General features: G+C 71.6%; 25 protein-coding genes. 19 read left to right on the top strand and 6 right to left on the bottom strand.

Going from position 1 to position 23,092, the window contains the following annotated elements:
* Positions 1-40: 40 nt before the first annotated feature.
* A complete protein-coding gene (locus ACPYO4_RS15770; protein WP_425710207.1) occupies positions 41-481 on the bottom strand; it encodes an arginine deiminase family protein in 441 nt (146 codons plus the stop codon).
* Positions 482-550: 69 nt separating this feature from the next.
* Between ACPYO4_RS15770 and ACPYO4_RS15765 the strand changes: the two genes are divergently transcribed.
* From ACPYO4_RS15765 to ACPYO4_RS15715, 11 genes are all read left to right on the top strand, one after another.
* Entirely contained in the window at positions 551-868 is a 318-nt protein-coding gene (locus tag ACPYO4_RS15765; protein WP_143914768.1) for a transposase, read from the top strand.
* Positions 869-885: 17 nt separating this feature from the next.
* Entirely contained in the window at positions 886-1,815 is a 930-nt protein-coding gene (locus tag ACPYO4_RS15760) for a transposase (protein ID WP_425710205.1), read from the top strand.
* 252 nt (positions 1,816-2,067) lie between these two features.
* A complete protein-coding gene (locus ACPYO4_RS15755) occupies positions 2,068-2,892 on the top strand; it encodes an SDR family NAD(P)-dependent oxidoreductase (protein WP_425710204.1) in 825 nt (274 codons plus the stop codon).
* Positions 2,893-3,310: 418 nt separating this feature from the next.
* A complete protein-coding gene (locus tag ACPYO4_RS15750) occupies positions 3,311-3,934 on the top strand; it encodes a VOC family protein (protein ID WP_425710203.1) in 624 nt (207 codons plus the stop codon).
* Between the two features lie 105 nt (positions 3,935-4,039).
* Entirely contained in the window at positions 4,040-5,107 is a 1,068-nt protein-coding gene (locus tag ACPYO4_RS15745; protein WP_425710202.1) for a zinc-binding dehydrogenase, read from the top strand.
* Positions 5,104-5,598, top strand: coding sequence for a PaaI family thioesterase (locus ACPYO4_RS15740; RefSeq protein ID WP_425710201.1), 495 nt, complete (start codon positions 5,104-5,106; stop codon positions 5,596-5,598). The genes ACPYO4_RS15745 and ACPYO4_RS15740 overlap by 4 nt, the downstream gene beginning before the upstream one ends.
* Positions 5,595-7,208 (top strand): class I adenylate-forming enzyme family protein, encoded by a 1,614-nt coding sequence (locus tag ACPYO4_RS15735; RefSeq protein ID WP_425710200.1) that lies wholly within the window; start codon positions 5,595-5,597, stop codon positions 7,206-7,208. The genes ACPYO4_RS15740 and ACPYO4_RS15735 overlap by 4 nt, the downstream gene beginning before the upstream one ends.
* Positions 7,205-8,017: an ABC transporter permease gene (locus ACPYO4_RS15730; protein WP_425710199.1), complete on the top strand. Its 813-nt coding sequence runs from the start codon at positions 7,205-7,207 to the stop codon at positions 8,015-8,017. The genes ACPYO4_RS15735 and ACPYO4_RS15730 overlap by 4 nt, the downstream gene beginning before the upstream one ends.
* Complete coding sequence (locus ACPYO4_RS15725) at positions 8,014-8,775, top strand: ABC transporter permease (protein ID WP_425710198.1); 762 nt, start codon at positions 8,014-8,016, stop codon at positions 8,773-8,775. The genes ACPYO4_RS15730 and ACPYO4_RS15725 overlap by 4 nt, the downstream gene beginning before the upstream one ends.
* Before the next feature lie 41 nt (positions 8,776-8,816).
* On the top strand, positions 8,817-9,611 hold the full coding sequence (locus tag ACPYO4_RS15720) for an ABC transporter ATP-binding protein (RefSeq protein ID WP_425710197.1): 795 nt from the start codon (positions 8,817-8,819) through the stop codon (positions 9,609-9,611).
* A gap of 62 nt (positions 9,612-9,673) precedes the next feature.
* Positions 9,674-10,657 (top strand): ABC transporter substrate-binding protein, encoded by a 984-nt coding sequence (locus ACPYO4_RS15715; protein ID WP_425710196.1) that lies wholly within the window; start codon positions 9,674-9,676, stop codon positions 10,655-10,657.
* A 93-nt stretch (positions 10,658-10,750) separates the two neighbouring features.
* Here ACPYO4_RS15715 and ACPYO4_RS15710 read toward each other — a convergent pair whose 3' ends face one another.
* The 3 genes from ACPYO4_RS15710 to ACPYO4_RS15700 all read right to left on the bottom strand — a co-directional run bounded on the left by ACPYO4_RS15710 (position 10,751) and on the right by ACPYO4_RS15700 (position 14,193).
* Positions 10,751-11,398: a heme oxygenase (biliverdin-producing) gene (locus ACPYO4_RS15710; RefSeq protein WP_425710195.1), complete on the bottom strand. Its 648-nt coding sequence runs from the start codon at positions 11,396-11,398 to the stop codon at positions 10,751-10,753.
* 197 nt (positions 11,399-11,595) lie between these two features.
* Positions 11,596-12,927 carry an arginine deiminase family protein gene (locus ACPYO4_RS15705; RefSeq protein ID WP_425710194.1) on the bottom strand — a complete coding sequence of 444 codons (1,332 nt, stop codon included), beginning with the start codon at positions 12,925-12,927 and terminating at the stop codon, positions 11,596-11,598.
* 33 nt (positions 12,928-12,960) lie between these two features.
* On the bottom strand, positions 12,961-14,193 hold the full coding sequence (locus tag ACPYO4_RS15700) for a Fic family protein (RefSeq protein WP_425710193.1): 1,233 nt from the start codon (positions 14,191-14,193) through the stop codon (positions 12,961-12,963).
* Positions 14,194-14,324: 131 nt separating this feature from the next.
* On the opposite strand from ACPYO4_RS15700, the gene ACPYO4_RS15695 reads away from it, so the two are divergent.
* A complete protein-coding gene (locus ACPYO4_RS15695) occupies positions 14,325-14,840 on the top strand; it encodes a DUF1992 domain-containing protein (protein WP_425710192.1) in 516 nt (171 codons plus the stop codon).
* Between the two features lie 159 nt (positions 14,841-14,999).
* Positions 15,000-15,377 carry a hypothetical protein gene (locus tag ACPYO4_RS15690; protein ID WP_425710191.1) on the top strand — a complete coding sequence of 126 codons (378 nt, stop codon included), beginning with the start codon at positions 15,000-15,002 and terminating at the stop codon, positions 15,375-15,377.
* A 16-nt stretch (positions 15,378-15,393) separates the two neighbouring features.
* Here the strand turns inward: ACPYO4_RS15690 and ACPYO4_RS15685 are convergent, their stop codons facing one another.
* Positions 15,394-15,822, bottom strand: a complete 429-nt coding sequence (locus ACPYO4_RS15685; protein ID WP_425710190.1) for a type II toxin-antitoxin system VapC family toxin — start codon at positions 15,820-15,822, stop codon at positions 15,394-15,396.
* A complete protein-coding gene (locus tag ACPYO4_RS15680) occupies positions 15,819-16,079 on the bottom strand; it encodes a type II toxin-antitoxin system Phd/YefM family antitoxin (RefSeq protein WP_425710189.1) in 261 nt (86 codons plus the stop codon). The genes ACPYO4_RS15685 and ACPYO4_RS15680 overlap by 4 nt, the downstream gene beginning before the upstream one ends.
* A 182-nt stretch (positions 16,080-16,261) precedes the next feature.
* On the opposite strand from ACPYO4_RS15680, the gene argH reads away from it, so the two are divergent.
* The 6 genes from argH (at position 16,262) to tyrS (ending at position 22,651) form a co-directional block, all read left to right on the top strand.
* Positions 16,262-17,722 carry an argininosuccinate lyase gene (gene argH / locus ACPYO4_RS15675; protein WP_425710188.1) on the top strand — a complete coding sequence of 487 codons (1,461 nt, stop codon included), beginning with the start codon at positions 16,262-16,264 and terminating at the stop codon, positions 17,720-17,722.
* Entirely contained in the window at positions 17,719-18,339 is a 621-nt protein-coding gene (locus tag ACPYO4_RS15670; protein WP_425710206.1) for a DNA-3-methyladenine glycosylase, read from the top strand. The genes argH and ACPYO4_RS15670 overlap by 4 nt, the downstream gene beginning before the upstream one ends.
* Before the next feature lie 72 nt (positions 18,340-18,411).
* Complete coding sequence (locus ACPYO4_RS15665) at positions 18,412-18,879, top strand: hypothetical protein (protein ID WP_425710187.1); 468 nt, start codon at positions 18,412-18,414, stop codon at positions 18,877-18,879.
* A gap of 134 nt (positions 18,880-19,013) precedes the next feature.
* Positions 19,014-19,865, top strand: coding sequence for a siderophore-interacting protein (locus ACPYO4_RS15660; protein WP_425710186.1), 852 nt, complete (start codon positions 19,014-19,016; stop codon positions 19,863-19,865).
* Positions 19,852-21,249 carry an MFS transporter gene (locus ACPYO4_RS15655; protein ID WP_425710185.1) on the top strand — a complete coding sequence of 466 codons (1,398 nt, stop codon included), beginning with the start codon at positions 19,852-19,854 and terminating at the stop codon, positions 21,247-21,249. Before ACPYO4_RS15660 ends, ACPYO4_RS15655 begins: the two co-directional genes overlap by 14 nt.
* A 133-nt stretch (positions 21,250-21,382) precedes the next feature.
* The gene (gene tyrS / locus ACPYO4_RS15650) at positions 21,383-22,651 is read left to right on the top strand and encodes a tyrosine--tRNA ligase (protein WP_425710184.1); all 1,269 of its coding nucleotides are present in this window, start codon (positions 21,383-21,385) and stop codon (positions 22,649-22,651) included.
* The last annotated feature ends 441 nt before the right edge of the window (positions 22,652-23,092 follow it).

The following is a 23,092-nucleotide window of genomic DNA, read 5'->3' as shown; positions in this document are numbered from 1 at the left end:
ACGGAGCTGAGCGAGGTCGACCGCGCGGAATGGGACCAGATCATGAGCGAGCTCGCTGACGAGTGGGTGGAGGCCAACAGCGGCGCCGACTTCGACTCGCAGGAGGTCCTCGATCGGACTCGTGAGCTGATCGAGGAGCACTCGGGGGGCGAGGGCTGACGTAGGACGGTGGAGCCTCGCGCTCGTCAGCCGGCAGTGCAGATCGCGGTGATCTCGGCCGTAATGGTGATCGGGGGAGGACGGATCTCGAGGGCAGGCCGGCCCCGACGCGCGGGCTCACCTCGTCGGGGCCGGGTCCGGTCTCGTCGGCGGTCCCGCCCAGGCGCAGTCCCGCGAACCTCGGGTGCCAGCGGTAGATCGCCTCGTAGTGGACGGACTCGCGCACGCGGGCGGCGTAGCGCACGGAGTTGACGGCCACGCCGTCGTAGACCCAGCACGACGCGTCGCGGGTGAACAGGTGGTTGGGTAGCGGCCCGAGGATGAGTGCCTCTGTCGCGCGTCAAGATTCTTGGCAGGGCTGTTGAGTCAGTCCTGAAGGAGAATCAGAACCATGGGAAGACCCCCTTCGATTCCGGTCGAGAAGAAGACTCGGATCGTGTTGAGCGTGCTCGCTGGTGAGCTCACGATCGCCGAGGCCGCGCGCCGCGAGAAGGTCAGCGAGCAATCGATCGGCCGGTGGAAGGCCGAGTTCCTCGAGGCCGGCAAGACCGCGCTGGCGACCGGCCGCAACGGGCCGACGTCCCGCGAGGAGCAGCTCGAGGCCGAGGTCGTCGAGCTGACCCAGGCCCTCGGTGAGGCCGCTGTCGAGATCCGGGTCTGGAAGAAGAGCGCGGAGGGCCGGTTGGGCCCTTCGAGGACCTCGAGGTGATCCGGGAAGAGGCCGGGATGTCGACCGCGAGGTGGTGCAGGATCTTCGACATCCCCGAACGCACCTGGCGGCGTTGGCAGTCACGCGCCCGCGTCGGCGAGCCAGCCCGTCGGCCGCATCCGCGCCCGGCCCGGGACGCCGCGGCCACGTTGATCGACATGCATGCCGCGAAGCACCCGGTGTGGGGTCATCGCAAGATCTGGGCGATGGTCCGTCACGACGGTCACGTCGTCTCCGAGGCGACCGTGCTGCGCCGGCTGCGCGACCAGGGGCTCATCCTGCCCGGCCAGTACCAGCGGGAGAGACGCAAGCTCGCCGAGCGTCGCAAGGCCGCGTTCGCCGAGGAGCCGACCGGCCCGAACCAGGTCTGGCAGCTCGACTTCTCCGAGTTCGAGACCACCGCCGGTGGAACCTGGCGGATCGCGGGGTGCCGGGACTACTGGTCGAAGTTCGAGCATCGCTGGCACCTGTCACCGACGGCGAACCAGTTCGACGCGATCGAGGCCGTCGAGCTCGCCCTGGCCGACTACGAGACCCTGTTCGGGCACCCGCTGGTCGAGCGCTGCGGGGTCGACACCGAGACCGGTGAGGTGCTGCCGGTGGTCACGATCGTGACCGACAACGGCGGCCCTTTCCGCTCGTTCCGGTTCGAGGCGTTCATCGCCTCCCACCCCGAACTGCGACACGTCCGCACCCGCGTCCGATCGCCGGGGCAGAACGGCTCACGCGAACGCGGATTCGGGACGCTGAAGTACGAGCGGCTCTACCTCGACGAGATCGACGACGCGGTCATGCTCGCCAAGCACGCCGAGGACTACCGGATCGAGTACAACACGATCCGACCCCACGAGGCCCTCGCCTGGAACCGGCCACAGGAAGTCCACCTCGGCCTGGCCGACCCCACCGTCCCGACCTTTCAAACCATCAAATCCCTGCCAACTACTTGACGCGGGACACCTCCGGCCCGCGCACGTGCAGCGGGATGGTGTCGACGCCGCCGAGCCGGTCCGCGACTTCTCGGCCCGTGAGGCCGGCGACGAGCACGCCGGCGAGCTCGGCGTCGTCCAGGGCACGGGAGTCCGCTGCACCGAGGCGGTGAGGGAGGACACCATTCGCGCCGGCAGCACGAGGCCGGCACTGCCTCCGTCCGGACGCAAGACGAATCCGGACGCCCCGACGGCTCCCGTACCCTCGCTCCGGTGACCTCCCAGACCCCACCCCCGGCGCACGAGCCCGCACAGGCCCGCGACACCGCATCCTTCCCGAGCCCGACCATCACCCCCGGCACCACCGCCGTCATCACCGGCGGCGCGCGCGGCATCGGCGCCACGTTCGTCGAGGCGTTCGCGGCAGCAGGGGCGCGCGTCGTCATCGCCGGCCACCGCGAGCCGGGACCGGAGCTCGCGGCCCGCCTCACCGCCGAGGGCCACGAAGTCACGTTCCACCCCACCGACGTCGGCTCCCCGGACTCCGTCGCCGACCTCGCCGCCCACTGCGAGAAGCACCTCGGCCACGTCGACGTCCTGCTCAACAACGCCAGCTACTACATGGGCATCGGCTCGAAGAAGTCGTTCGACGACATCACGCTGGAGGAGTGGGACCAGGTCCTGCGGGTCAACGCCACCGGCACCTGGCTGACCATCAAGGCCCTCCACCCGCTCCTGCGCGCGAGCGGCCGCGGCCGGATCATCAACATCGGCTCCACCACCGTCCACGGCGTCCCCTTCAACGCCCACTACGTGGCCTCCAAGGGCGCCGTCCACGCCATCACCCGTTCGCTGGCCAAAGAGCTCGGCGACGACGGCATCACCGTCAATGTCGTCGTCCCCGGCCTGGTGGAGTCGGAGGCGACCCTGGCCGTCAACGACCCCGGCTACCTGCCCAAGGTCGTCGCCCAGCGCGCCATCAAGCGCTCCGAGGTTCCCGAGGACCTCGTCGGTGCCGCGATGTTCCTCGCATCGGAGTCCGCGGGCTTCATCACCGGGCAGAGCCTCATCGTCGACGGCGGCATCGCCTTCAGCTGACCGGTGACGAGCGACATCGCGGCCTCAGCGCTCATCGCAGGCGGCTGGAGTCCCTGAGTCGCCCGTCGCGCCGGCGCCCGCACCCGCGCAGCTGTGGCGGGAGGGGCGGCACATGATGGGCGGCGCATCAGTTCCCGTGCGCCACGCCACCCCGAACATCTCCGTTATATCGATACCTCCCGCGGAGCAACTATCGGCTGCCGCCAGTGACATCTGATCGCGACTGCCGCCGGTGACATCGATCGCGACCTCGCTCGGCCCCACCGCAACCCGCCACCCCTCCGTCTCACGGTGTGAGCAGACGCGGACAGGGGGAATGGAGTGGTCCACCTCGCGCGTTACGGTCCATCGGTTGCCTGATCAGCCGGCCGGCCCGCAGAGGCCGCGGCCTAGGGGCGCCACGTCGAAGGGAGAGCACGTGACGACGCCACGTCATCTGGACCACATCGTGGTCACGACGCCGGATCTCGCCGCCACAGTCGAGGCCGTCGAGCGCGCCACCGGCGTCGCGTCCGAGCCCGGCGGCGCCCACCCGCGCTTCGGCACCACGAACTACCTCGTCTCCTTCGGCGGGGACACCTACCTCGAGCTGCTCGGCATCGACCACGCCAACACCGAGGTCACCTCCGGCCGCCCGTTCCGGCTCGACGACGTCACCACCACCTCAGTCTCGACCTGGGCGATCCACCCCGGCGACCTCGAGGCCGCACGCACCCGCGCGACCGACGCCGGCACCGACCCCGGCGCCCCCTACGACGGCGCACGCCGCACCGAGGCCGGCGAGCTCCTCCAGTGGCAGCTGACCAGCCCGCTGGCCGAGCCCACCGGGCTCGTGCCGTTCCTCATCGACTGGGGGAGCACCACCTCGCCCGCCGCCAGCACGGCCGCTCGCCTCGAGCTCGTCTCCTTCACCGCGAGCCACCCCGAGCCCGGGCCGTACCAGCGCGTGCTGACCGCCCTGGGCACCGACCTCGAGGTCACGACGGGGGAGACCGGGCTCCGGCTCACCGTCCGCGGCCCCGCCGGCGAGATCACCTTCTAGGCCCCCCGGCCACGCGCGCCGCCGAGCCGGCCCGCCGCGAGCACGCCCCACGCCCACGCGCCACCGACCGCACACACCAGCAGCACCACCCACGAGAAGAGGACCATGACGGACACCATGAGGGCAGTCGTCCTGCACGAGCACGGCGAGATCGACGGCCTGACGCTCGAGGAGAACCACCCCCGCCCCGAGGTCCGTCCCGGCTTCGCGGTCGTCAAGGTCCGCGCGACCTCGCTGAACTACCACGACATCTTCACGGTCAAGGGCATGCCCGGCATCACCGTGCCGATGCCGATCGTCCCGGGCCTCGACGTGGTCGGCGAGATCGACGAGCTCGGCGAGGGCGTGACCGGCTGGGCGGCCGGCGACCGCGTGCTCGTCAACCCGCTGCGCGAGACCGGCGAGCTCATGGGCGAGATGGTCGACGGCGGCCTCGCCCAGTACGCCCTCGTCGCCGCCGACCAGCTCATCGCCATCCCCGAGGGCGTGAGCTTCCCGCAGGCCGCCGCCCTGCCCGTCGCCTACGGCACCGCCCACCGCATGATCGTCGGCAAGGACGCCATCAAGGCCGGCGACCGCGTGCTCGTCCTCGGCGCGTCCGGCGGCGTCGGCACCGCCAGCGTCCTCCTGGCCAAGAAGCTCGGTGCCTGGGTGGTGGCCGCCGTCGGCTCCGAGGAGAAGGCTCAGCGCATGCGCGAGCTCGGCGCCGACGACGTCATCAACTACCGCGAGCAGGACTTCTACTCGTGGACCAAGGAGCACCTCGGCAAGCCGAACCGCTTCAACAACACCACGGGCTTCGACGTCGTCGTCAACTTCACCGGCGGCGACACCTGGGCACCCACGCTCAGGAGCACCGCGCTCGGCGGGAAGATCCTCGTCTGCGGCGCCACCGCCGGCTTCGACCCGGTCGAGGACCTGCGCTACATCTGGACCTTCGAGCTGCAGATCATCGGCTCCAACGGCTTCGCCGAGCCCGACTTCGTCGCCCTCCTCGACGACGTCGCCGCCGGCCGCCTCGAGCCCGTCGTCGACGAGGTCCTCCCGCTGTCGCGGGCCGCCGAGGGGCTGGCCCGCGTGCGCGACCGCGGCGTCGTCGGGAAGGTCGTCGTCGACCCGTGGCTCGAGGACGCGCAGCAGTCCGGACCGGTCACCGGGCAGGAGTCCGCGTGAGCCCCCGCGAGCAGCTTCCGCTCCCGAGCCCCGCCGAGGTCGAGGCCGAGCTCCTGCGCAGCCCGTTCCACCGCTGGCTCGGCCTGAGGGTCACCGACGTGACGCGCGAGAGCGTCACCATCGAGGTCGAGGCCCGCGAGGAGTTCATCGCCGACGTCGACGCCGGGTACGTCCACGGCGGCATCCTCGCCACGCTGCTCGACCTCGCCGCCGACTGGGCGCTCGTCGGCGCGATCGGTACCGGCGTGCCCACGATCGACTTCTCCATCTCCTACCTGCGCGCCGCCCACCCCGGCACCCTCACCGTGACGGGGCGCGCCGTCCGTCCGGGTAGGCAGGTCAGCCACGCCGAGGCCGAGGTCCGCGACGCCGACGGGCGCCTCCTCGCCGTGGGACGCGGCTCCTTCCTCTCTTCGGCCGCCGAGCAGGCCCGCGCCGCGGCCGAGGCCCGCCGGGGGGACGCCTCACCCGACCAGGACGCCCGCGCATGACCCTGCCGTCCGACAACCTCGGGACCGCCGTCTCGACCGACCACCCGGGCGCCGAGGCGCTGGTCGAGATCCAGGGCGGCCGGGCCACGCGCTGGACGTACGCCGACCTCGAGACCGCGATCGAGGCCCAGGCCGACCGGTTCGCCGCCGACGGCCACGCCCCCGGCGCGCGCATCGCGATCCTGGGGAAGAACTCGGGCGCCTGGCTCGTCGCCTTCTACGCCGCCCAGCGCGCCGGTCTCGTGCCCGTCCCGGTCAGCCACCGCCTGCCCGCCGACGGCATCCGCTACGTGCTGGAGAACTCCGGCGCCCGCCTCCTGCTCGCCGAGGACCCGGCGGTCGTCACCGGCGTCCCCGCCGGCGTCACCCTCGCCCCGCTCGCCGGCGTCCTCGACGGCGCAGAGCCGTCAGGCCGCACCGCGCCGGTCACCCGCGCGGCCAGGCGGAGCGTCGACGTCGATGAGCCCGGCATGATCCTCTACACCTCCGGCTCGACCGGGCGGCCCAAGGGCGTCGTCCTCTCGCACGCGAGCCACCTGTGGGTCATCGGCGTCGGGATGGGCTCCGGCGGCGGCGCGGGCGGCGACCGCGCCCTCGTGGCTGCGCCGCTGTACCACATGAACGCGCTCGCGAACGTCCAGGGCGCCTTCGCCGCGGGCGGCACGGTGGTCCTGCTGGAGGCCTTCGACGCTCGCGCGTTCCTCCAGGTCACGGCTGATGAGCGCGTCACCCGGGTGACCGGCGTGCCCCCGATGTTCGCGCTGCTGCTGCGCGAGCGGGACCTCGTGGAGTCCCTCGACCTGGGCTCCGTGCGCTTCGCGTTCGTCGGCTCCGCGCCCGCCAGCGACGACCTCCTGGACGAGATCGGCGCCCTCTTTCCACGCGCCCACGTGCGCTTCGGTTACGGGACCACCGAGTCCGGCCCCGTCGCGTTCGTGGAGGACCTCGCCCGCCCGACGCCGAAGGGCAGCGTCGGGCTCGCCTCCCCGGACGTCGAGCTGCGGCTCGTCGGCGCCGACGGTGAGATCGACCCGCGCCGCGGCGTCCTCGAGATCCGGGTCCCGGCCCTGATGAGCGGCTACCACGACCGCCCCGACGTGCCGAGCCCGCTCACCGCGGACGGCTTCTACCACTCCAAGGACCTCTTCGAGGTCGACGACGACGGCTACTACTTCTTCGCCGGCCGCGAGGACGACATGTTCTCCTCCGGCGGGGAGAACGTGTACCCCCTCGCCGTCGAGCAGGTGCTTCAGGCCTACCCGGGCGTGTTGCACGCCGCCGTCGTGCCCGTCCCGGACGAGATCAAGGGCGCCAAGCCGGTCGCGTTCGTCGTCCTCACCGAGGGGGCGTCCGTGACCGAGGACGAGCTGCGCCGGCACACCCTGGACCACCTCGAGCCGTACGCCCACCCGCGGCGCGTGCACGTCATCGACGAGCTCCCGCTGTCCGGCACCAACAAGGTCGACCGGCACCTCCTCGAGCGGCTCGCGCTCGAGCGGGCGGCAGGGCCGAACGACCACGCGGGGAGCCCGGACGACCCGGCGGCCGAGCGGTTCGCGCCGAGTGCGGGCGCGAGCACGTCGGCACCCGCGGAGGGTCCCGATCTATGAGCCTCGCTCCCGACCGCGTGCGGAGCCGGCTGCGGATCCGCCGCGCCGGTGACCTGCTCCTGCCCCTCGGCGTCGTCGTCGTCCTTCTCGCCGTGCTCCAGGTCCTCGCGGTCACCGGCGCGATACCGGCCGCCTACCTGCCGCCGCCCACCGAGATCGGCGGCGAGCTCGCCGGCCTGCTCGGCGGCGCGGCCCTGTGGGGGCACATCGGGTCCACCGTCACCGGATGGGCGATGTCGCTCGCGATCGCCGGCGTGCTCGGCACCGCCGTGGGGATCCTGCTCGGCTCGTCCGACTCCCTGCGCGCGCTGACCACCCCGCTCGTGGAGTTCCTGCGGCCCCTCCCGTCGATCGCGCTCATCCCGCTCGTCATCCTGCTCATCGGCGGCGGCCGCACCGGCGAGGTCTTCCTCGCCTCGTTCGCGGCGTTCTGGCAGATGCTCGTCGCCGCGATCGACTCGGTCCGCTCGGTCGACCCGGTCGCGCGCGAGACCGCGAACGCCTTCGGGCTCAGCGGCCGGCAGAGGATCGCCTGGGTCTACCTGCCGTCGATGCTCCCGCAGCTCATCACCGGCGTGCGGATCGCCTCGGCGATGGCGCTCGTCATCGTGGTGACCACCGAGATCCTCATCGGCGTCCCCGGCCTCGGGCAGGGGCTCAACCTCGCCCGGTCGGGCGGCGAGCTCGCGCGGATGTACGCCTACATCGTGGTGATCGGCGTGGTCGGGCTCTCCCTCAACGCTGCCATCCGGTGGATCGGCGACCGCGCCATCTCCTGGCACCCGTCCGTGCGGAAGGAGACCCGATGAGTCGAACGACCAGGCTCAATCTCCTCAAGGTGCTCGGCGCGGTCCTGGCGCTGGCGATCTGGTGGGCGACCTCCGCGGCGTCGACGAACATCTACTACCCGCCGATGCCCGACGTCCTGACCGGCGTCGTCGACTACTGGCTGACCGGGCAGGGCACCGAGCACCTCGTGTCCTCGCTGGTCAACCTGTTCACCGGCCTCGCGATCGCCATCGTGCTCGGGATCGTCGTCGGGCTGCTCGTGGGACAGGTGCGGCTCGTGGACAAGGCGATCTCGCCGACGTTCGAGTTCGTCCGCGCCATCCCGGCCACGGCGCTCGTCCCGTTCGCCATGGTCCTGTTCGGGCTCGGCACCGAGATGAAGACCTTCATCATCGCGCTGGGGTGCTTCTTCCCCATCCTGCTCAACGTGGTCGACGCCTGCCGAGCCCTGCCGCCCCAGTTGCACGACACCACGCGGAGCTTCAACATCCGCGGCCCGTTCCGCCAGCTCTTCGTCGTCGTGCCCGCCGTGGCTCCCCGCGCGGCGTCCGGCATCCGCGTGGCCATCCCGCTCGGCCTCATCCTCATGGTCACGTCCGAGATGACCGGCACCAACCTCGGCGTCGGCTACATCCTCACCACCGCGCAGAGCTCGTTCAACCTCAGCGCCGTCTGGGGGGCCATCGTCATCCTCGGCGTGCTCGGGGTGCTGCTCAACCTCGTCTTCGCCGCGCTCGAGCGCCGCACGCTGCGCTGGCACTACGACCAGGCCGACTGACCGCCCTCCCGCACCTCCTCCCGACCCTCGAGAAGGCACACATGCTCCGCATCGACTCGCTCACCAAGACCTACGGCGACGGCCCGACCGCCTTCCAGGCGCTCGCCGACATCACCCTGGACGTGGCCGACGGCGAGTTCCTCTCCATCGTCGGGCCCTCCGGCGCCGGCAAGACCACGCTCCTGCGCTGCCTCGCCGGCCTGCAGCCCGCGACGTCCGGCTCCGTGGAGTTCGACGGGCGGGCGGTCACCTCGGTGCCCGACGAGTTCGCCGTCGTTCTTCAGGACTACTCCCGCTCGCTGTTCCCGTGGTTCACGGTCGCGTCCAACGTCGGCCTGCCGCTCAAGGCACGCGGGGTCGGCAAGGCCGAGCGCGCCGAGCGGGTGGAGCGGGCGCTCGCGGAGGTCGGCCTGGAGGGCGTGGGCACGAAGCATCCCTGGCAGCTCTCCGGCGGCATGCAGCAGCGCGTGGCCATCGCCCGGGCGCTCGCCTACCGGCCGAAGGTGCTCATCATGGACGAGCCCTTCGCCTCCGTGGACGCCCAGACCCGCGCCGACCTCGAGGACCTCGTCCTCACGCTGCGGGCCGAGTCCGAGATGACGGTCGTCTTCGTCACCCACGACGTCGACGAGTCCGTCTACCTCTCCGACCGCGTGGCGGTGATGACGAAGTCGCCCAGCCGGATCGGGACGATCGTCGACATCGACCTGCCCGCCGAGCGCGACCAGATCCGCACCAAGGCACTGCCGAGGTTCGCCGAGCTCAGGGCGCAGGTCTTCTCCGAGATCCGCGAGCTCGTCGTCGCCCCGCAGCCCGACCCGGACTACTCGATCTGAGCCGTCCGATCCTGACCACCACCGTTCGACCAACGCACGACCCATCCAGAGAAGGACCCCTCATGACCTCACGTCCCCGGCGCCTCGCCGCCGCAGCAGCACTGGCCTCCGCCGCCTTCACCCTCGTCGCGTGCGGCGGCGGGGGAGAGGAGGTCGCCGAGAACGAGGACGGCCTCGTCGAGCTCACGGTCATGCAGATCACGACGATGGACGCAGGCCCGCTGCACCTCGGCGTGGAGCAGGGCTTCTTCGAGGAGGAGGGGCTCGACGTCACCGTCCAGATCGCCGAGGCCGGCTCCGCCATCGTCCCCTCGGTGGTCAACCAGGAGAGCCCGATCGGCTACGCGAACGTCGTCAGCGACCTCCAGGCGATCGACCAGGGCCTCGACGTCCAGTTCGTCTCCAACTGCTGCGGCACGGGCAGCGACCCCGAGGCGGACACGTCGGGGATCTTCGTCCTCCCGGACAGCGAGATCCAGGCGGCCGCGGACCTCGAGGGCGCCAACATCGCCGTCAACTCGGTCAACAACCTCGGCGACCTGACGATCATCCGGGCGCTCGAGGAGCAGGGGGTCGACGGCTCCACGCTCGAGTTCACGCCGATGAACTACTCCGACATGCCGGCCGCCCTCGAGCGCGGTGACGTGGACGCGATCTGGTCCGTCGAGCCGCACCGCTCGATCTCCGAGAGCCACGGGTTCGTCAACCTCAGCTCGAACTTCGTGGAGTCGTTCCCGGACACCCAGCTCGGCTACTACATCACCTCCGGCGCCTTCGCCGAGGCCAACCCCGAGGTCGTCGCCGGCTTCCAGCGCGCGATGGACCGGGCGAACGAGTACGCCACGGACAACCCGGACGAGGTGCGGGCCACGATCGCCGAGACCCTCGACCTCGACCCGGAGCTCGTGGCCGGTGCGAACCTCGCGACCTACGTGCCGGGCCTCGACCAGGACAGCGTGCGCGCATTCGGCGAGGCCGCCGTCGAGCAGGGGATGATCTCCGAGGAGCCGGACTACGAGGAGATCTTCGTCGAGCCGCAGGAGTAGCGGGCGCGACCATCGCACAGCAGAACGGCCGAGCGGGCCGGACCGTCCGATGGACGGTCCGGCCCGCTCTCGCGTCGGTGGTTGGCTCGCGCCTCAGGCGGTCACGGCCGCCTCAGCCCGGTGCTTCTCGCCGAGCGCCACGAACACGGCCGCATTGAGGTCGAAGGCGAGCTTCGCCTCGGCGACGCAGCGCTCCCGGTCGGCGTCGGAGAGGTCGGCGGCGTCCATCGCCGCGCGCCACTCGTCCTTGTAGGGCTTGGTCTTGGGGATCTCGGCGAACGTGTAGAAGGCGAGCTCGTCGGGAGTCATCCCGTAGTGGCGCTGCAGCATCCGCGCGATGATCTGGCCGCCCGAGAGGTCGCCGAGGTAGCGGGTGTAGGCGTGCGCGAGGTAGGTCGCGGCGTCGTCGATCGAGTTCAGCCGCGCCACGTAGTCGTGAGTCGCGGGGAGCACCTCGAGGTCGGCCCAGTCGGCGCCCGCGAGCGTGCGCAGGTCGGCTGCGACGGCCTGCTCGCGGAGGAGCTCGTCGCGGACGAACGCGCCGGCGACCGGGTCGTCGGCCAGACGCGCGCCCGCCTCCTCGAGGGCGGTGTAGATCGCGTGGTGCTGGCGGGCGAGGACGATGTAGGCGTCCCGGCCGAGAGCGCCACCCATGAGGTCGGTGACGAAGGTGCGGGTCTCCGCGTGCTCGTGCTCCGCGCGCGTGGCGTCCCGCAGCAGCTCGGACAGGTTGACGCTCATTCAGGCCCCGCGGGAGGTTCGACGTTCAGCACGTTGCTGACGAAGCGTCAGCATAAGGCTTGATCGTGCCAGTGAGCGGCGACTTGCGCAAGCCTAGCGTTGTGGAAATGTCGGCGTCGCGGAGGGGACTGCCGAACGCCGGGCGTGTCACGCGAGCAGCCCCGGAGCTCGACGACCGCGTCGAGGACCGGCGGACCTCATCGAGCCTCTCGCACCACCGGGCAGCTCATGCACCTGGGGCCACCCCGCCCGCGGCCGAGCTCCCCGCCCGGCACCTCGATCACCTCGATGCCGTTGGCGCGCAGGTGCGCGTTGGAGGCCGGCGCGCGGTCGTAGGTGACGGCCACGCCGGGCGCGAGGGCGAGTGCGTTGCAGCCGTCGTCCCACTGTTCGCGTGCCGCGGTGCGCGCGTCGAGGTCCGGGGTGAGGAAGCGCAGATCGTCGTGGCCGACGATTTCGGCGAGCACGGCCTGCATGCGCTCCGGGGCGTGGTCGGTGACCGTCACGTCGCCGGCGCCGTCGGGAGTGAGGGTGAAGCTGGGCAGGTCCCCGAGCCCGCCGTAGAGCAGGAACGTGCGCTCGTCGACCATCGTCATCGCCGTATCCAGGTGCATGAGCTCGCGCTGGCTCGGCATCGCGAGCGCGAGCACGCGGTCCGCCGACCCGGCCGCGAACATGCGGGCCGCGAGGTGCTCGACCCCCTGTGGCGTCGTGCGTTCGCTCATCCCGACCACCACGGCGCCGCCGCCGACCACGAGGACGTCGCCGCCCTCGACGTTCGCCGCCCCCTCCGCCGGGCCGGCCGCCCATCGGTGGAAGCCGCGCCCGGCCGGTCGTCCGGTCCCGACGGCGGAGCTGACCTCGCCGGGGCCGGGTCCGGTCTCGTCGGCGGTCCCGCCCAGGCGCAGCTCCGCGAACCTCGGGTGCCAGCGGTAGATCGCCTCGTAGTGGACGGACTCGCGCACGCGGGCGGCGTAGCGCATGGAGTTGACGGCCACGCCGTCGTAGACCCAGCACGACGCGTCACGGGTGAACAGGTGGTTGGGTAGCGGCCCGAGGATGAGTGCCTCCGGCCCGCGCACGTGCAGCGGGAGCGTGTCGACGCCGCCGAGCCGGTCCGCGACCTCCCGGCCCGTGAGTCCGGCGACGAGCACGCCGGCGAGCTCGGCGTCGTCGAGGGAGTCCGCGTGCGCGAGCAGCGCGGGGGCGAGCGAGGGGCCGAGGTGCTCGCGGGTGAACGTCGCGTTGAGCACGTGGGCGCGGGCCTCGGGCACGGCGAGGGTCTGGGTGAGCAGGTCGGGGAGCTGGTGGACGAGCACGCCTGCGTCCTCGAGCACGCCGACGAAGGCATCGTGCTCGTCCTGGGCGCGGGAGACCCACAGCAGGTCGTCCCACAGGAGCTCGTCCATCGTGGCCGGCGTGAGCCGCTCGAGCTCCGCGCCCGGGCGGTGCACGATCACTTCCCTCAGTGGACCGATCTCGGAGCCGACGAAGGGCACGGGAGGGGTGTCGGGCACGGCGTCGTCCATGGCAGGGGAGTCTGCCGCATCGGTGGGTGCGACTCAGCCGCGACGGGCGGACTCTGCGTACGCGTCGAGGACGTCGAGGATGCCGCGGTGGGACCACACCCGGTTCCGACGCCCGCCGGTCTCCTCGGTGAGCACACCGGCTGCCGCGAGCTGGGCGATCGCTCGTTGCGCCGAGGCGTTCGGCACGCCGAGCGCGTCCTCCACGAATCTGCTGGTGACCACCGGCTGGGCCACGAGGTGGGGGAGCAGCCGCCATCCGGCCGCCTGGGGGCGCAGGCCGCCGAGGCGTTCGCGGGCGTCGTCGAGCTGGGCTGCGATGTCGTCGATCAGGCGAGCTCCGGTACTCGCCGCGAATCGCGCGGCCCGTGCGAACTGTCGCGCGATGGGAGCGGCGTCGCCCGCGCGGAAGGCCGTCAGTGCGTCGATGTAGCGGCTCGTGTTGGTCAGCAGCCCGGCCGAGAGCGGCGCTGTCGTAAGGACCGTGACGCGCAGGGCGCGCAGCATGGCTGCCACGAGCGCACGTCCGGTGCGGCCGTTGCCGTCGGTGAAGGGGTGGATCGTCTCCAGCTGCGCGTGCGCGACCGCGCACTGCAGGAGGCCCGGGAGGTCGGCCCGCGCGACGAAGGCCATGAGGTCCGCCACGGCAGCAGGGACGAGCTCGGCCTGCGGGGCGACGTGGTCCGCGCCGCGCGGGCTGATCGAGCTCGAACCCACCCAGACCAGCTGGTCGCGGAACGTGCCGGCGTCGTCGTGTGCGTTATGCCGCTCGCTGCCCAGCAGTGCGGCGTGCATCGCGAGAAGGGAGTCCACGTCGAGGCGGTCGGCGAGCGCCAGAGCAGCCTCCATCTGGCGGACGTTCCCGGCGACGAGCCGGGCGTTCGGGCTCCGCGACTCGCCGATGCCGGCCAGTGCGAGCTGGCGCGCCCCGACGGTGATGTTCTCGATCTGGGACGAGCTGGCCGACTCGGTGCGCAGGAGCACCGAGCTCATCGGACCGAGCACGCCAGGGTTCTCGCCGAGGGTGCTGGCGGCGTGCCAGTCGAGCCGGACGAGTGACGCCGTGGCCTCGTCGAGGTCCGCTGACAGGTCCGCGGGGACCAACGGCCTCCAGCCGGCGATCGGCGCGGGGATCGTCGATCGGTAGGTCCCCGAGCCGGCGCGCATCTGAGCCCGGCTGGACATGCCGTCGGTCTCGGCGAGCCAGGTGTGCTCGTCGTGACCGACAGGGGTGATCGCCAGCTCGGCGGGTGCGGGAACTGATTCCACAGTGACATCTTACTGTCAGTTACATCAGAACTGATAGTAAATGGGCGGATTGATGACGGTTTCCGGTGTGTGCGAGCTGTCCGTCGGAAGTGGGATGCCGGCGCGGCAATCGCTCGGTGACACTGACGGGTATGACGCAGCGCAAGCCGCCCGAGATGCCGACGGGCAACTGGGTGGACCAGCTGATCCGGGAGGCGCAGGAGCGCGGCGAGTTCGACAACCTGCCCGGCGCCGGCAAGCCGCTGCGGGACATCGATGAGCACGACGAGGACTGGTGGATCCGCCGCAAGCTCCGCGACGAGAACCTGCCCAACGACGCCCTGCTCCCGCCGGTGCTCGTCCTGCGCAAGGAGCTCGCCGAGCTGCCCGAGACCGTGCGCACCCTGCCGTCCGAGGAGCTCGTGCGCGAGCGCGTCTCCGAGCTCAACCTCCGCGTCGTGGAGTGGATCCGGATGCCGACCGGGCCCGTGCTGCCGGTGAGGCCCGCTGACGTCGAGGAGATCGTCCGCGGCTGGTGTGCAGCGCGTGAGCAGCCGGCGGATGGCGAGGGCGGGACGGCGGGGTCGAGGTCGGAGGAGGGCGCGGCATCGGAGCCGGGTGCTCCTTCGGGGCGGAGGCGTCGTCGTCGATGGTGGTGGCGGAGGTGATGCGCGCCCGGTGACCGACGCCCGCTGACGGACCGCCGTCGGCGGGACACCCTCGCGCGAGACCCCGAGTGGAGTGTCGAGTGGAGTGTCGAGTGGAGTGTGGAGACCTCCCCGTGCCGGCCCGGCTGCGGACGGTATGCGCGCCACTACGGTCGGGTCATGAGCTTCTCGGACTGGGGTCTACGGCAGGACCTGCGCGAGCTGTTCGACCGCGTGTACCGGCTCGAGACCAGCGTGGGCGACCTCAGTGCGGAGGTGGACCGGCTGGCCCGCACCCTCGAGAAGCTCGCCCCGCTCCTGCCGCCCGAGGAAGACGGTGAGCGAGCCCCGATCAGTGTGACCTTCGTGCCCAAGGCGAAGAGCTCGATCGACCCGTCCGTCGCGCCGGAGGACGCCCGCCTCATCCAGCTCGTCCAGATGGGTTGGCTCGACGACGCCGCCGCGCACCACCGCCGTAGCCACGGATCGACCGAGGCCGAGTCCCGTGCGTTCGTCGCGGAGCTCGCCGAGGCCCTCAAGGACGACCCGAAGTCCTGACCGGCTGAGCGTCCGATCAGACGGTGATGACGCGAAGCTCACCGAGTTCGGCGAGCGGCTCATAGTCCAGGTCTTGCGTATACACCGCAAGGTCGTTCGCGAGTGCGACCGCGGCGATCCAAAGATCGTTGACGTTGATGCGGCGTCCGCTCTCGGCCAGCAGCACCCTCATGCGGGCCCAGTGCGTGGCGGCGGCTGCATCGACGGGGAGTGCCTCGAGTGCGGCGATTCGCGTCAAGGTGGCAAGTCGTCGGGATCGGACAGTGTGATCGGGGGCGGCGAGTACCCCGGCCTCGAGCTCGGCGAGCGTGATGACGGAGACATAGCCCTCGTCGGGGAGCGACGCCGTCTCGAGCTGTCGGCCCGACTCCTGTGCGATGAACACGCTCGTGTCAAGCAGGCCGCGCACGACGCCATGCGGCATGGGCGAGGCAGTCGACGTCACCTGACCGGCCCGAGCTCGTCCGTCGTCTCGCCGGCGAGGGCCGCAAGGTCGGCGCGCAACCCTGGGTCGGCCTGGCTGGTGGCGAGAAGCTCAGCGAGGTCGGTGCGGGAGAGAAACGTGGGCCGCGACGACGTCACGGGGCCGATCTCCGCCACGGGACGACCGTGCTGGGTCACGGTGAGGCGCTCGCCGTCGGTGACGCGCCTGAGCACGTCGCGCGTGTGGTTGCGCAGGTCCCGAACTGCTACCTGTCCCATGTGCGTCATTGTAGCAAAATGCGCACATGCCTCAGGAGGACGATTCCGGTGCTCCGGTGCTCGTGTGCACCGTCGGGACAACCTGATCCGGGCCTATCGACGATCGCAGGTGGGGCAGACGCGCTGAGTCGTGCGGTGGGCGCCGTTCGTCCCATCGCCCGTGACGCGGCACGATGGACCCCATGACCGATGCCTCCCAGTCGCCGCCCGAGTCCGCCGAGCTCCGCCTGTGGGGCGGCCGCTTCTCCGTCGCGCCCGCCGACGCGCTGACCGAGCTCTCGCGCTCCACGCACTTCGACTGGCGGCTCGCCCGGCACGACATCGCGGGCTCCCGCGCCCACGCCCGGGCGCTTGCCGCGGCGGACCTGCTCACGGCCGACGAGCTCACCGGGATGCTGGCTGCCCTCGACCGGCTCGAGGCCGACGTCGTCTCCGGCGACTTTGCCCCCCATCCCGACGACGAGGACGTCCACACCGCCCTCGAGCGTGGCCTCATCGAGCGGGCCGGCAGCGAGCTCGGCGGCCGACTGCGCGCCGGCCGTTCGCGCAACGACCAGATCGCCACGCTCGTGCGCCGGTATCTGCGCGAGGAGGCTCGCCACGTCGGCTCGCTCCTGCTCGACGTCGTCGATGCGCTCATCGACCAGGCCGCCGCCCACCCGGACGCGATCATGCCCGGCCGCACGCACATGCAGCACGCCCAGCCGATCCTCCTCGCGCACCACCTGCTCGCCCACGCGTGGCCGATCATGCGCGACGTCGAGCGGCTCCTCGACTGGGACGTTCGCGCCGCCCTGTCCCCGTACGGCGCGGGGGCGCTCGCCGGCAACACGCTCGGCCTCGACCCGCACGCCGTCGCCGCCGAGCTCGGGTTCATGGGCGCCGAGGAGAATTCGCTAGACGCCACCTCCGCGCGCGACGTCGTCGCCGAGTTCGCCTGGATCACCGCGATGGTCGGCGTCGACCTGTCCCGGATCTCCGAGGAGATCATCGTGTGGGCCACCAAGGAGTTCGGTTTCGTCACCCTCGACGACTCCTACTCCACGGGGTCGAGCATCATGCCGCAGAAGAAGAACCCCGACGTCGCCGAGCTCACCCGCGGCAAGGCCGGCCGCCTCATCGGCGACCTCACGGCGCTGCTCGTCACGCTCAAGGGACTGCCGCTGGCCTACGACCGGGACCTGCAGGAGGACAAGGAGCCGGTGTTCGACGCCGTCGACACGCTCTCGGTGCTGCTGCCTGCCGTCGCCGGGCAGATCGCCACGCTCACGTTCCACACCGACCGGATGGCCGAGCTCGCGCCGCAGGGTTTCTCGCTCGCCACGGACATCGCCGAGTGGCTCGTCCGCCAGCGGGTGCCGTTCCGGGAGGCCCACGAGATCGCCGGCGGCTGCGTGCGGGTGGCCGAGTCGCAGGACAAGGAGCTGTGGGACCTCACCGACGCCGAGCTCGCGTCCGTCTCGGAGCACCTCACGCCGGAGGTGCGCGAGGTGCTGTCCGCCGAGGGGTCCGTCGACGCCCGCGACGGCCACGGTGGCACCGCGCCCGCGCGCGTGCTCGAGCAGCTGGCCCGCGCGGGCGAGCTGAGCCGGCAGCTGCGCAGCGCACTGGTGGGGGAGCGGTCCGACGAGGAGGACGCCTGACTCCCGACGCGGTCCGCGAGTTCCTCTCCCGGCCCGCGACCGAGGTGGCGCCGGAGCTGCTGGGGAGCGTCGTCGTCGTGCGGTCCGAGGAGGGCGAGGTCGCGGTGCGGCTGACGGAGGTCGAGGCCTACCTCGGCCCCGACGACCCCGGGTCCCACGCCCGGTCCGGCGTCCCGACCGCACGCACCGCTCCGATGTTCGGTCCCGCGGGCCACGTGTACGTCTACTTCACGTACGGGATGCACACCTGCCTCAACCTCGTGTGCGGCACGGACGGGCAGGCGACCGGTGCGCTCTTGCGCGGCGGCGAGGTGGTGCGCGGCCACGAGCTCGCACGCGGCCGACGGCGCGGGGCCAGGACCGACGCCGGCCTCGCCCGGGGGCCGGGGAACTTCGGGCAAGCCCTTGGGCTCTCCCTGGACGACTCCGGAGCCGCGCTCGATCCCGAGGGCCGGATCTGGCTCGAGGTCGCCGAGCATCGCGTGGCGCACCGGTCGGGGCCGCGGGTCGGCGTCTCGGGCGAGGGCGGCGACGGCGAGCGGTTCCCCTGGCGGTTCTGGGAGCCCGGCGGCGTGGGCGTCTCCGCCTACCGCCCCGGCAAACCGCGCTCCCGGTGACCCCCAGTTCGTCGAGTGTGCGGTTGCCGACCCTCGAGAGTGCGGCCCAGAGCAACCGCCACCGTTCGCATCGTGGGCAGCGTGCTCCTTGGACTGCTCGGACTGGCACCCCTGGTGATGGGAGCCGAAGGCGTCGTCGCGTTCTCCGGCTTGTTCTTCGTCGTCGTGTTCGGCGTCGTCCACCTGAGACGGATGCGGCACAACTACCACCTCGAGCTCACGCCGGAGGACGTCCCCCTCTTCCGGTGGGTCGGCGACGACAAGCAGGACATGCACCGAGTTCCATGGCGGAACGTCCTCGAGGTGACCACGGTCCGGTTCGGCAAGCAGATCGAGGCACCGAGCTACCCGTCGGTCATCGCAAGTAGAGCGTTCGGGATGGGCCGACGTCCGGTGGTCCGCACGACCCTCACACGCAAGATCCGTGGTGAGCGAGTGACGATCGATCAGCCGCTGGCGATCGACCGGTGGGAGCTGGTGGAGCTCCTCAGAGTGGCGACGGAGCGGTTCGACCCGCGGCCCGAGACCTCGACGGACTGAGCACTCGCAGGGGCACTCGTCGCTCCCGCGACACCGCTACCGCCCGCTGCCCGATCGGCAAGACGCACACGGACACCCTTGCAGCCCGGCATCCGATCGAGTTAGGTAAGCCTGGCCTAAATGAGGGAGTGTCGATGTCCGAGCAGTACCCCGCATACAAGCGCACCGCCGTCAGCGCGGCCAACGCCCTGTACGCCCGCACGATGTCCGTGGCCCCGCTGCGCGACGTCTACCCCGAGTTCCCGGCCCGCGTCACCGGCCTGGCGGACCTCACGCCATCCTTCCGGCGGGTGCGGATCACCGCCCCGGAGCTGGCCGGCGTCGATCGGCTCGGCCCCGACGAGTACATCGGCATCTACATGCCACCGGCCGGCACACCGCTGCGCCTGCCCGCCCCGGCCATCAACCCCCGCGGACCCTTGAAGAAGCTCCCCGAGGCCGAACGCCCCGAGCTGCGCTGGTACACGATCCGCGCCCAGGAGCCCGGCTCGGACACGATCGACGTCGACGTCGTCGCGACCGGCCACGACGGACCGGGCTCACGGTGGATCGAGCGCGTGGCCGTCGGCGACGAGATCGGCGTGCGCGTCCAGTCCGCCCCGTACGGCAACGCCCCCGCCGAGGGCCATCACGTCCTCGTCGCCGACGAGACCGGTCTGCCCGGCATGCTCGCGATCCTCGATGCCCACCGCGGCGACCCCGGTAGGCGCTTCACGGCGATCCTCGAGGTCCCGAGCCGCGACCTCGTCACGGGCGAAGTGGACGAGACGGAGATCGACGTCGTGCTCCGGGGCGAGGACCCGCCCGGCAGCGCGCTTACCCCGGCGCTGGCGGCCGCCGACATCGACGACGCGACCTACGGCTGGGCCTGCGCCGAGGCCGCCGCCGTGGCGGGCGCCCGCCGACACCTCGTCAAGGAGCGCGGCCTGGACCGCCGCGCCGTCATGTACTCCGGCTTCTGGAAGGTTGGCCGTGCGCGCCTCTGACCCCACCGTTGACCCCATCGCCCGCGCAGGCTCCGGCTCGACCGCCGGATCGAACTCCCACCCCACCGACGTCGAACCGCCGCTCCCGGCCCTCGGCGTCCCGCGCTACCCGCTGCTGCTCGCCCTCTACGTCTCCCAGTACCTCGGCATCGGGTTCCTCTTCTACGGGACCGCGTCGATCCTGCGGGAGATGGGCGCGTCGCTCGACTCGCTCGCCGTGCTGTCCTCGCTCGGGATGATCTGGGCGCTGAAGTTCCTCTGGGCGCCGCTCATCGACCGGGTCGGCCCCGGCTGGCGCGGCGGCCACTACCGTACGTGGCTCCTCGTCCTGCAGCCCGCGTGCGCCGCCGTGCTCGTGGCGATGTCCTTCCTCACGGACATCGGCGAGCAGTACGGGATCTTCGTCGCGCTGACCGCCCTGTACGTGGCGGTCAGTGCTACGCAGGACATCGCCGTCGACGCCTTGGCCGTCCGGCTCGTCCGCCCGCACGAGCGCGAGTCCGTCAACGGCATCCAGGTCTCGGGCAGCTTCGTCGGCAACATCCTCGGCGGCGGCCTCACCGCCATCCTCTACGAGGTGACCGGTTGGCAGGTCGCGCTCCTCACCCTCGCCGTCTGCACGCTCCTGCCGACGCTCGCCGTCCTCGCCCTGTGCGAGCCCGCCCACCGCCGCCCAGCGCGACCCGTGCCGTGGTCGGCGACCTGGACCCTCCTGCGCCAGCCCGGCGCGACGCTCTGGGTGTTCGCCGCCGTTCCCGTGACCTGGGGCGGGCTGACCGCCGCCTACGGCGTCCTCAACCCCGCGCTCGTGGATGCGGGATGGTCGGTCGGTGAGATCGCCGCCGTGCTGACGATGTTCGGCGGGATCGTCGCCGGGCTGGTCAGCATGGGGGCCGGTCCGATCCTGCGCCGGATCGGGCGGCTGCGGAGCCTGGTCGCCGTCGGCGCGCTCACTGCGCTCGGCGTCGCGGGGTTCCTCCCGGTCGCCGGCGGCTGGGCGCCGACCGCGTACGTCGTCGTCGTGGTCGCCGTGTTCTTCGCGGCCTACGCCGTCGGGTCGATCATCGTGTGGACGATCAACATGGACTACGCGCGCGCCGAGTCGCCCGGCACCGACTTCACCGCGGTGAGCTCGTTCGCCATGCTCGTCTCGTTCGCCGGTGGCGCGGTCGCGCTCTCGCTCGCCGACACCTTCGGGTACGTCCCGGTCCTCGCCACCGCCGGCGCCGTCCACGTGGCCGGACTCGTTCTGCTCGCCCGCCACCAGCGGCGCTTCCGCACTGAGAGCCTCAACGCCGGCGCCGGACCGCTCGCCGGGGCCGCCGGGGCCGCCGTGGTCCCGTCCCCGCACCGCCCGGAGGTGCCGTCCCCGTCCGGCCGGTGAACGACGACGTCGGGCCCGGGCGTGGCACGACCGCCGAACGGAGGGTGCCCTGGTGGCACGATGGGCCCCGGCCGTCGTGCACGGCGGCCCGCGCCCGGCGGGCGCGCCCATGAGACATGAAGGAGTCCGCGTCGTGACCGACGTCCTCGACGAGCTGCAGTGGCGGGGCCTCATCGCCCAGCACACCGACCTGGACGCGCTGCGCGCGGCCCTCGCCGACGGACCGGTCTCCTACTACTGCGGCTTCGACCCGACGGCGCCCTCCCTCCACCACGGCCACCTCGTCCAGCTCCTGCTGCTGCGCCACCTGCAGAACGCCGGCCACCACCCCTACGCGCTCGTCGGCGGCGCGACCGGCATGATCGGTGACCCACGCATGAGCGGCGAGCGCAAGCTCAACACCGCCGAGACCGTCGCGGAGTGGACCGAGCGCCTGCGCGGCCAGGTCTCGAGGTTCCTCTCCTTCGAGGGGGACAACGCCGCGACGGTCGTCAACAACCTCGACTGGACCGCGGGCCTGACGGCGATCGAGCTCCTGCGCGACGTCGGCCAGCACTTCCGCATCTCCGCCATGCTCGCCAAGGACACCGTGGCCACGCGGCTCGCCTCGAGCGAGGGGCTCAGCTACACGGAGTTCAGCTACCAGCTGCTCCAGGGCATGGACTTCCTCGAGCTCTACCGCCGCCACGACGTCACCCTCCAGACGGGCGGGAACGACCAGTGGGGCAACCTCGTCTCCGGCCTCGACCTCATCCGCAAGGTCGAGGGCACGAGCGTCCACGTGCTCACCACCCCCCTCATCACCAAGGCCGACGGCACGAAGTTCGGCAAGACCGAGGGCGGCGCCGTCTGGTTGGCTCCGGACATGATGAGTCCGTACGCCTTCTACCAGTTCTGGCTCAACACGGCCGACGACGACGTGGTCCGCTTCCTCAAGATCTTCACCTTCCGCACCCGCGAGGAGATCGAGGCGCTGGCCGCGGAGGTCGCCGACCGGCCCTTCGCCCGCGCCGCCCAGCGCACGCTCGCCGAGGACGTCACCACCCTGGTCCACGGCGCCGACGCGACGGCACGCGTCCAGGCAGCCTCCGCCGCGGTGTTCGGCAAGGGCGACCTGCGCGACCTCGACGCCGACACCCTGCGCGACGCCACCGCCGAGCTCCCGCGAGCCACCGGGGTCGTGGGGGAGACCAGCATCGTCGACCTGCTCGTCGCGACCGGCCTCGAGGCCGGCCGGGGCGCGGCCAGGCGGACGATCGCCTCGGGTGGTGCCTCGGTCAACGGACACAAGATCGACGACGACGAACGACTCCTCGCAGCGGGCGACCTCCTCGCCGGCGGGGTCGTCGTGCTGCGTCGAGGCAAGAAGAACATGGCGATCGTGGAGACCCACCAGGGCTGAGCCCGAGGGGCGGCGAGCGACGCGCCGAGGACTCCGTGCCCCCGCTCACCGAGCGGTGCGGCAGGTCACCTGCGAAGGGCCCGGATCAGGTTGACCTGGTCGATCCGGCCCGCGTAATGTTGCATCTCGCCGCACGGACCGGGACACCGGATCGGACGGGGCGCAAGCTCCCAGATCCGCCGGGCCAAGGCACAACATCCACAAGGAGCGCTGGCTCAGCCGACGCCCCGGAGGATGGACCGGAAGTAAGTCCAGTCACAAACCGCGAGAAGTGGTCAGAGGCCGGATGAACTTGTGGTTAAGATAGTCAAGTCGCCCTGATGCTGTGGGCCTGGGTGTTTCTGGGTCTGGGTGTTGTGGGTGGGTTGTTTGAGAACTCAACAGTGCGTGATTGTTTTTGATGCCATGTGTGTGGGGGTGTCGATGCGTCGTGGCCGGCTC

Origin of the sequence: Georgenia sp. Z1491 (assembly GCF_049856175.1) — a bacterium.
Classification (GTDB): Bacteria; Actinomycetota; Actinomycetes; order Actinomycetales; family Actinomycetaceae; genus JB111.
The sequence above is the reverse complement of the archived record's forward strand: the minus strand, read 5'-3'. Positions and strand labels throughout refer to the sequence as shown.